The 8,120-nt window shown below is 62.0% G+C and carries 8 protein-coding genes and 1 other annotated feature; of the genes, 2 read left to right on the top strand and 6 right to left on the bottom strand.

The window, feature by feature from the left end:
* On the bottom strand, positions 1-1,100 hold a 1,100-nt coding region (gene nrdD, locus Q0K15_RS09735), incomplete at its 3' end, for an anaerobic ribonucleoside-triphosphate reductase (RefSeq protein ID WP_294515656.1).
* Between the two features lie 345 nt (positions 1,101-1,445).
* Here nrdD and Q0K15_RS09740 point away from each other — a divergent pair.
* Complete coding sequence (locus Q0K15_RS09740) at positions 1,446-2,495, top strand: LCP family protein (protein ID WP_294515657.1); 1,050 nt, start codon at positions 1,446-1,448, stop codon at positions 2,493-2,495.
* Positions 2,496-2,565: 70 nt separating this feature from the next.
* Here Q0K15_RS09740 and cysK read toward each other — a convergent pair whose 3' ends face one another.
* From cysK to Q0K15_RS09765, 5 genes are all read right to left on the bottom strand, one after another.
* On the bottom strand, positions 2,566-3,486 hold the full coding sequence (gene cysK, locus Q0K15_RS09745; protein ID WP_294515658.1) for a cysteine synthase A: 921 nt from the start codon (positions 3,484-3,486) through the stop codon (positions 2,566-2,568).
* Positions 3,487-3,603: 117 nt separating this feature from the next.
* Positions 3,604-4,503, bottom strand: a complete 900-nt coding sequence (locus Q0K15_RS09750) for a MetQ/NlpA family ABC transporter substrate-binding protein (RefSeq protein WP_294515659.1) — start codon at positions 4,501-4,503, stop codon at positions 3,604-3,606.
* Positions 4,504-4,570: 67 nt separating this feature from the next.
* Positions 4,571-4,814, bottom strand: a binding site (T-box leader).
* A 125-nt stretch (positions 4,815-4,939) separates the two neighbouring features.
* Positions 4,940-5,722 carry a methionine ABC transporter permease gene (locus Q0K15_RS09755; protein WP_294515660.1) on the bottom strand — a complete coding sequence of 261 codons (783 nt, stop codon included), beginning with the start codon at positions 5,720-5,722 and terminating at the stop codon, positions 4,940-4,942.
* A complete protein-coding gene (locus tag Q0K15_RS09760) occupies positions 5,715-6,743 on the bottom strand; it encodes an ATP-binding cassette domain-containing protein (protein WP_294515661.1) in 1,029 nt (342 codons plus the stop codon). Before Q0K15_RS09760 ends, Q0K15_RS09755 begins: the two co-directional genes overlap by 8 nt.
* An 83-nt stretch (positions 6,744-6,826) precedes the next feature.
* Positions 6,827-7,255, bottom strand: a complete 429-nt coding sequence (locus Q0K15_RS09765; RefSeq protein WP_294515662.1) for an Rrf2 family transcriptional regulator — start codon at positions 7,253-7,255, stop codon at positions 6,827-6,829.
* Positions 7,256-7,459: 204 nt separating this feature from the next.
* On the opposite strand from Q0K15_RS09765, the gene Q0K15_RS09770 reads away from it, so the two are divergent.
* A complete protein-coding gene (locus Q0K15_RS09770; RefSeq protein ID WP_294515663.1) occupies positions 7,460-8,059 on the top strand; it encodes a hypothetical protein in 600 nt (199 codons plus the stop codon).
* Positions 8,060-8,120 lie beyond the last annotated feature (61 nt).

The raw sequence follows: 8,120 nt of genomic DNA on the forward strand, positions 1-8,120 counted from the left end.
CGGCCCTCGGGGGAGGTGTCCATGCCGTAGTTGATGGAGGAGAAGGGGGTCTGGGCGCCGGCCCGGGAGTGCATGGTGTTCAGGTTGTGGATGAGGGCCTCCATGGCCTGGTAGGTGGCCCGGTCAGTCTCCTTCTCCGCCCGCTGCTGGGCGAAGGCCTGGGCTCTGGCCACCGTGGCCTCGTCCCCGAACTCCGGCACCAGAGCGGCGCGCTCGGCGGCAAAATAGGCCTCGTTTCCGCTGAGGGTGGGGCACAGGCCGGTGTCGGCCTCGATCTGGGCCATAATCCCCTTCAGGGCCTGCTCGGGGTCGGCGTCATCGGCCAGGAGGGTGAGAGCACGGGCCAGATTCTGGCGGTACACCCGCTTGAAGGTCTTGCGCACGCCGTCGGCCATACCGTAGTCGAAGTTCACGATGGACTGACCGCCGTGCTGGTCGTTCTGGTTGGACTGGATGGCGATGCAGGCCAGGGCGGCGTAGGAGGAGATGTCGTTGGGCTCCCGCAGGGTGCCGTGACCGGTGGAGAAGCCCCCCTTGAAGAGCTTCTGGATGTCGATCTGGCAGCAGGTGGTGGTGAGAGTGAGGAAGTCCAGGTCGTGGATGTGGATGTCCCCCTCCCGGTGGGCACGGGCGTGCTCCGGGTTCAGGACGAACATGTCGTAGAACTGCTTGGCCCCCTCGGAGCCGAACTTGAGCATGCTGCCCATGGCGGTGTCGCCGTCGATGTTGGCATTCTCCCGCTTGATGTCAGAGTCCTTGGCCGCCGAGAAGGTGATATCCTCATACACCTTCATGAGCCGGGTGTTCATCTCCCGGGCCTTGCTCCGCTCGTTCCGGTACAGAATGTAGGCCTTGGCCGTCTGGACATAGCCGTTGTCCATGAGCACCCGCTCTACCAGGTCCTGGATGTGCTCCACGTCGGGCTGGGGCTCCCCCTCCAGCTCCAGGATGGACACCACCTCGTCGGCCAGGCGGAGGGCCGTCTCCCCGTAGCCCGGTTTATAGGTGGCGTCAAAGGCCTTGGTGATGGCGCCGGCGATCTTCCCCTCGTCAAAGGGGGCGATGCGGCCGTCCCGCTTTCGGATGCTGGTCATGGTCATTTCTTTGCGTTCCTCCTTCGTGCTTCCATGGAAAGAGCCCTCCGCAGAGGGCCCGTTTATTTGGTATTATGTAAATGCAACTACACACTATATATTGTGGTTTTCTTTTGCGGCGGTGAATCTATGATACTCTATCTGCCTGCTACCGTCAAGGAGAACCCATGCCGAATTTCCCCCTGTATTTTTAGATAACTTGCCAGTAGACGCCGGAACGGCCGAAGCGGCTCCACCTCTGTCAAGAGATTTTTTGAAAAATACGGGGATCGTCGAAAACTTTTGCTTGCCTGTCCACGTCAAAATCAGTATACTGATAGTCGTTGACATAATCGAGAGGTTGGATGTGCGTTGGCGAAGCGGCTGATCAAAAAGAAAAAGAAGCGGCGAGGCTCTCCCCTGGGGCGGATATTTCGCACCCTCTACCGGACGGTGGTGGTCCTCTCCGCTCTCATCGTGGTCTTCTTCTGTGCCTACAAGGCTCTGGTGAAGCCCCCCGAACAGGCGGCGCCTCCCACAGCGGCGGTGCCACAGCCCACCGCCGCGACCGATGACCCGCATACCGAGGAGGACGAGAGCGCCCTCCCCACTCCTACGCCGTTGGTACGCAAAGAGGGCTTTTACACCTTCCTGCTGGCGGCCACCGACGAGGGCGGCGGCAACACCGACACCATCATGGTGGTGGCCTATGACACGGCCAACCAGAAGATGGGGGTGGTCTCCATCCCCCGGGACACCCTGGTGGACCGGAAGATCCCCAAGATCAACAGTGTCTACGCCTCTGACGGCATTGACGGACTCAAGGACGTGGTCTCCGATCTCATCGGCATCCCCATCGACCACTATGTGACGGTCAACCTCAACGGCTTCCAGCGGCTGGTCAATGCCGTGGGCGGCGTGGACTTCTATGTCCCCTGCGACATGAACTACGACGACCCCACCGCCGATCCCCCCCTCTCCATCCACTACACCGAGGGCATGACCCACCTGGACGGCCAGGAGGCCATGGAGGTGGTCCGGTTCCGCCACAACAACGACGGCAGCGGCTACACCGACGTGGGCCGCTCCCAGACCCAGCAGAAGCTTCTCATCGCCGTGGGCAAAAAGGTGCTGGCCAATCCGGTCAAGATCGCCGACTATGTGGACATCTTCCTCAAAAATGTCAAGACTGACCTCTCCGCCACCGATATCATCTGGCTGGCCACCCAGGCTGCGGGCCTGGACCTGGACAACGGCGTCACCACCGCCACCCTGCCCGGCGACGGCACTGTCCGCTACCGGGGTACCTCCTGGTGCTATCAGCTGGAGCGGGAGGAGTGCCTGGAGATCTTCAACACCATGCTCAATCCCTATACCACTGAGATCACCATGGACATGACCAACATGCTCCAGGCATCCTAAGCAGAACAAAGGCGCTCCGGACTGCAGTCCGGAGCGCCTTTCAGCTTGTCAAAAGACCTCAGTTTTAATCTTACCCCTTCTGGAAGAGGGCGGTGGAGAGGTAACGCTCACCGGTGTCGGGCAGGACGGTGACGATCGTCTTGCCGGCAAATTCCGGCTGGGCGGCCAGGGACTTGGCGGCCCAGGCTGCGGCGCCGGAGGAGATACCCACCAGCAGGCCCTCGGTCTCCGCCAGAGCCCGGCCGGCGGCCATGGCCTCGTCTCCGGGGACGGTCACCACCCGGTCCACCACCGAGCGGTCCAGGGTGCCGGGCACAAAGCCGGCGCCGATGCCCTGGATCTTGTGGGGGCCCGGCTTGCCGCCGGAGAGGACGGGGGATTCGGCGGGCTCCACCGCCACCACCTGGATGGCGGGGTTCTGCTCCTTCAGGTACCGGCCGGCGCCGGTGATGGTGCCGCCGGAGCCCACCCCGGCCACCAGTACGTCCACCTTGCCCTCTGTGTCCCGCCAGATCTCTGGGCCGGTGGTCTCATAGTGGGCCTTGGCGTTGGCCGGGTTGTTGAACTGGTCGGGCATCCAGGCTCCGGGCAGGGTCTCCAGCAGCTCATTGGCCTTGGCGATGGCGCCCCCCATGCCCTTGGCGCCCTCGGTGAGAACCAGCTCGGCCCCCAGGGCGGCCAGAAGGCTCCGCCGCTCCTGGCTCATGGTCTCCGGCATGGTGAGGACCACCCGGTAGCCCAGGATGCGGCCGATGTAGCTCAGGCCCACACCCGTGTTGCCGCTGGTGGGTTCCACGATGGTGGCGCCGGGCTTGAGCACCCCACGCTCCTCTGCGTCCCGGATCATGTAGAGGGCGGCCCGGTCCTTGGCCGAGGACAGGGGGTTGAAGGACTCCAGCTTGGCCAGCACCTTGGCGCCGGGGGCGTACCGCTCCAGGGCCAGGAGCGGGGTGTTTCCGATGAGGTCCAGAATGGAATGGGCGATACGCATGGAACATGCCTCCTAAATTTTTTCTCAGTCTATCACAAAAATCCGATAAATTCAATAGGAATTAAGGAAAAATAAGAAACCCGCTCCGGTGCTCCCGAAGCGGGTTTCTGAGGTTCTTTAGAACACGGCGACCACAGCGCCGTCATAGGTCTGGTCGATGAAGTCCTTGACCTCCTGGCTGCACAGGGCCTTGGCCAGAGCCTGGATGGCGGGATCATCCACACGGTCCTCCTTCACGGCCAGCACGTTCACGTAGGCGGTGGCGGCGGTGCCGTCGGCGGCCTCGATGGCCAGAGCGTCAGACACCTTCAGGCCGGCGTCGATGGCGTAGTTGCCGTTGATGACGGCGATGTCCACGTCCTGGAGGGTGGTGGGCAGCAGCTTGGCCTCCAGCTCCACGATCTCATAGTTGTGGGGGTTCTCGGCGATGTCGTCCTTGGTGGGCTCCAGGCCGCAGTCCTCAGTGAGGGTGATGAGGCCCTGCTCCTGGAGGAGCAGCAGGGCGCGGCCCTCGTTGGTGGTGTCGTTGGGCACGGCGATCTGGGCGCCGTCCTGGAGCTCATCCAGGCTGGCGGTCTTGCCGGCGTAGATGCCGAAGGGCTCGTAGTGGACCTCGGCGGCGCTGGCCAGGTGGGTGCCGTACTCCACGTTGAAGTTGTTCATGTAGGTGATGTGCTGGAAGTAGTTGGCGTCCAGAGAGCCGTCCTCCACGGCCTGGTTGGGCAGGATGTAGTCGTCAAACTCCACGATCTCCAGGGTGATGCCCTGCTCGGCCAGCAGGTCCTTCACCACCTCCAGGATCTCGGCGTGGGGAGCGGGGGAGGCGCCCACCTTCAGGGTGGTGCCGGAGAGGTCAGTGGCGACGGTCTCAGTGGGGGTCACGCTCTCGGTGGGCCCGATCCAATCCCCGTCAGCGGTGGAGGTGGGGGTGGGAGTGGCGGTGGTGCCGCCGGAGCAGCCGGCCAGCAGGCCCACAGTCAGGGCGCCGGACAGGAGCAGAGAGGCAAATTTCTTCATGGTTCATTCTCCTTTTTGTTTTTGATCTTTCCCAGTTCGGAGCATAAAAAAACGCCCTTGAATCAAATTCAAGGACGAAAGCCAACGCTTCGTGGTACCACCTTGCTTCACCTCTGCCTCACGACAGGGGCCTTATGGAGTACAAGCATACTCCTGCGCGCTTACGGGCGCACCCGTCACGACCTATGCGTTCCCGCAGTCAGCCGCACCGCTCCAAGGCCATCTTCAACAGGACCTTCCGTACCCGTTCCCACCATACCGGGCTCTCTGCAACGTATCTTCCCGCCTACTCTCCTCTTCTTCGCGTTTGAGGGGCGTTATTCAGTTCCGCTTGGGTTGCACCTAGTTTACAACCGGAAGGAGCTCCTGTCAAGCGGGTATTCTGCACCAAAAAGAGGGTCGGACAAACCAATGTGTTTGTCCGACCCATAGAATTTTACATGCCGTCTGGGATGCGGCGGTCCTGTTTGATCTTTTTCATGGCTGCCTTGCGGCCACGCTTTTTGCCTCCCTTGTCGGAGAGTCGGCGGTCCAGCCCCACGGCCAGACGGGTGCCGATGGTCTGGAAGATCTGGACCAGGATGACCAGCAGGATGACGGCACCCCACAGCACGATGTTCTGGTGGCGGGTATAGCCCCGGTTCAGGGCCATGGCGCCCAGACCGCCGCCGCCGATGGCGCCCGACATGGCGCCGTAGCTGAGGATGGTGACGAAGGCGGTGGCGAAGCCGGTGAGGAGGGAGGGGACGCACTCGGGCAGGATGACCTTTGTGATGATCTGGAAGGGGGAGCAGCCCATGGACTGGGCGGCCTCGATGATGCCCCGGTCCATCTCACGGATGGAGGCCTCTACCAGACGGGCCACAAAGGGGAAGGCGGCGATAAACAGCGGGACGATGGTGGCCTTGGTGCCGATGGAGGTGCCCAAAAGAACACGGGAGAGGGGGAATACCACCACCATCAGGATCAGGAAGGGCACCGAGCGCAGCAGGTTGACCACCACGTTGAGCACGGTCATCAGGGCCTTAGGGAGGGGCAGCACGCCGCCCTCCTCGCCCACCACCAGCAGCACGCCCAGGGGCAGGCCGATGATATAGGCGAAGAGCGTCGCCAGTACGGTGGAGTAGAGAGTCTCCCAGATGGCAAAGGGCACGTTGCTGATGAGGTACTGAACCTCTTCAGCTGCGTCAGGGCCCAGAAAAGCGAGAAATTCAGCCATGGTAGTCACGCACCTCCTCCACCGTCACATCTTTTTGGGCTTTTAAGTAGTTCATAGCCTTGGCGGCCTCGTTTTGGTCCTCGGGCAGGCCCAGCAGCATGGTGCCGAAGGCCTGGCCATTCACGTTCCGGGTATCGGCGCCCAGGATGTTCACCTTCACGCCGCAGTCGATGGCCAGAGAGGCGATCAAGGGCTCGTAGGAGGAGCCACCGTTGAAGGCGATCCGGACCACACCCGCCGGGGGCAGCTGGTCGATCTGGACGCCCTCCGGATAGACCAGACGGCGGCCGGCCTCGGTCTTGGGATTGGAAAAGACCTCCGCCACGGAGCCGGTCTCCACCATGTGGCCGTGCTCCAGAATGGCCACGTGGGTACAGATCTCCTCTACCACCGCCATCTCGTGGGTAATGACCACTACGGTGATGCCCAGGCGGCGGTTGATGTCCTGGATGAGCCGCAGGATGCTGCGGGTGGTGGTGGGGTCCAGGGCGGAGGTGGCCTCGTCACAGAGCAGAATCTTGGGATTGGAGGCCAGGGCACGGGCAATGGCAATGCGCTGCTTCTGGCCGCCGGAGAGCTGGGAGGGATAGGCATCCGCCTTGTCGGGCAGACCCACGGTGTCCAGCAGCTCCCGGGCCCGCTCCCGGGCCTTGGCCTTGTTCACCCCGGCGATCTCCATGGGGAAGCAGATGTTGTCCAGGCAGGTGCGCTGCATGAGCAGGTTGAACTGCTGAAAGATCATGCTGATGCCCCGGCGGGCCTTCCGCAGCTGGGCGGGGGACAGGGTACACAGATCCACCGCCTTGCCGCTCTCGTCCAGCAGGCCGTCAATGAGGACCTGGCCCGTGGTGGGCCGCTCCAGCAGGTTGATGCACCGGACCAGGGTGGACTTGCCCGCACCAGACATGCCCACAATGCCAAAAATATCCCCCGTGGGGATGGTGAGATCCACATCGGTCAGGGCCTGAAATTCCCCGTCGGCGGTGGGAAAGATCTTGGAAATGTGTTTGAGCTCAATCACGGGATGGATTCCTCCCTACTTTCTCTCTGTCACACGGACACAAAGGGTATTGTATGCCCACAGGTCATGGCCTGTCAAGCCGTTCAACCCTCCCGGTCCGCCTTCCTGCGCTGGCGCGCCACCAGGTCGGCCAGGGTGATGTGGTCCACCACACCGGTCACCGCCTGCTGGATCTCCCGCCACACCTCCATGGTGACGCACTGGTCGGCACGGCAGCAGCACTCGCTGCCGTCCACACAGCTCACCGGGGCAAGGCTGCCCTCCAGAGGCCGAAGGATCTCTCCTACCGTGTATTCCGCCGGATCGCGGGTCAAGAGATAGCCGCCCCCGGCGCCGCGGACACTGCGAACCAGTCCGGCCCGGGAGAGGGGGGTGACGATCTGCTCCAAATATTTATCAGAAATATCCTGCCGCTGGGCCACGTCCCGGAGCGGAACGGGGACGCCGGGGTCCGACAGCGCCAGATCCAGCATCAGCCGCAGGGCGTAACGGCCCTTTGTGGAAATTTTCATGGGAACCTTCCTCGCTCATTTTTTTGCAGTCTGCAAGTATGTGTTCCTATAATACCACAGGAATAGTATGTTTTCAAGTGGAGCGCCAGATTTTGCTGCCCTTTCCAGCCGGAGCCGGACGAAAGATTCGCCCTGAGACCGGGATAACGGGCTCTGTGCGGCGCGAGGGCAGGGAAGGGCCCAGGGATGAGGAGGGATGCTTTTATGGCGAGCGGATATACCGCAAATTACGGGCTGTGTCAGTGGCAGCGGTCAGATCAGTTTTTACGGGAGGAGTTCAATCAGGACAATGCGAAAATTGACGCGGCCTTGGGTCGGGCCGAGGATAAGGCGGACCGGGCGTTGTCCGGGCTGGAGAACCAGAGCTACAACATCTATAACCTGCTTTTGCAAGCGGACTATGAGAACAAGCATACAGGGTACAAGAGAGCCCTCTTGTTCGACGGCTTTGCGGATGAAAGCCAGATTGCGTCCAAAAGCAGCGATATCCAGATCAATTCTCAAGCGGCCCGGCTGAGCAAGAGCGGCCAGGGGAACATCAGCTCGTCCTCCACCGGAAACACCTGTTTCCTGGGTGACAAGGGCTGCACCACGGGCGTCCAGACGGCGGTGGGGAACGGGACGCTGACGGGTATCCAGTTCCAGTACAACCCGTCGGACAGTTTTGGCTGCGGCACCAATCTGGTGGTCTACCACAACGGCGTCTACAACAGCATCCAGCAGGTGACGCTGGAGGGCGGGAGCGGTGGCACGAAAACGGTGACCCTACAAAAGCCCCTGTCGCTGGTTGAACAGGTCCAGTAAAAACGGACAGTGACAAAAGCCCCCCTGATGTAGGAAAATGGAAGTACTACATCAGGGGGTC

It is taken from the genome of uncultured Intestinimonas sp. (genome assembly GCF_944387245.1).
Lineage (GTDB): Bacteria > Bacillota > Clostridia > Oscillospirales > Oscillospiraceae > Intestinimonas.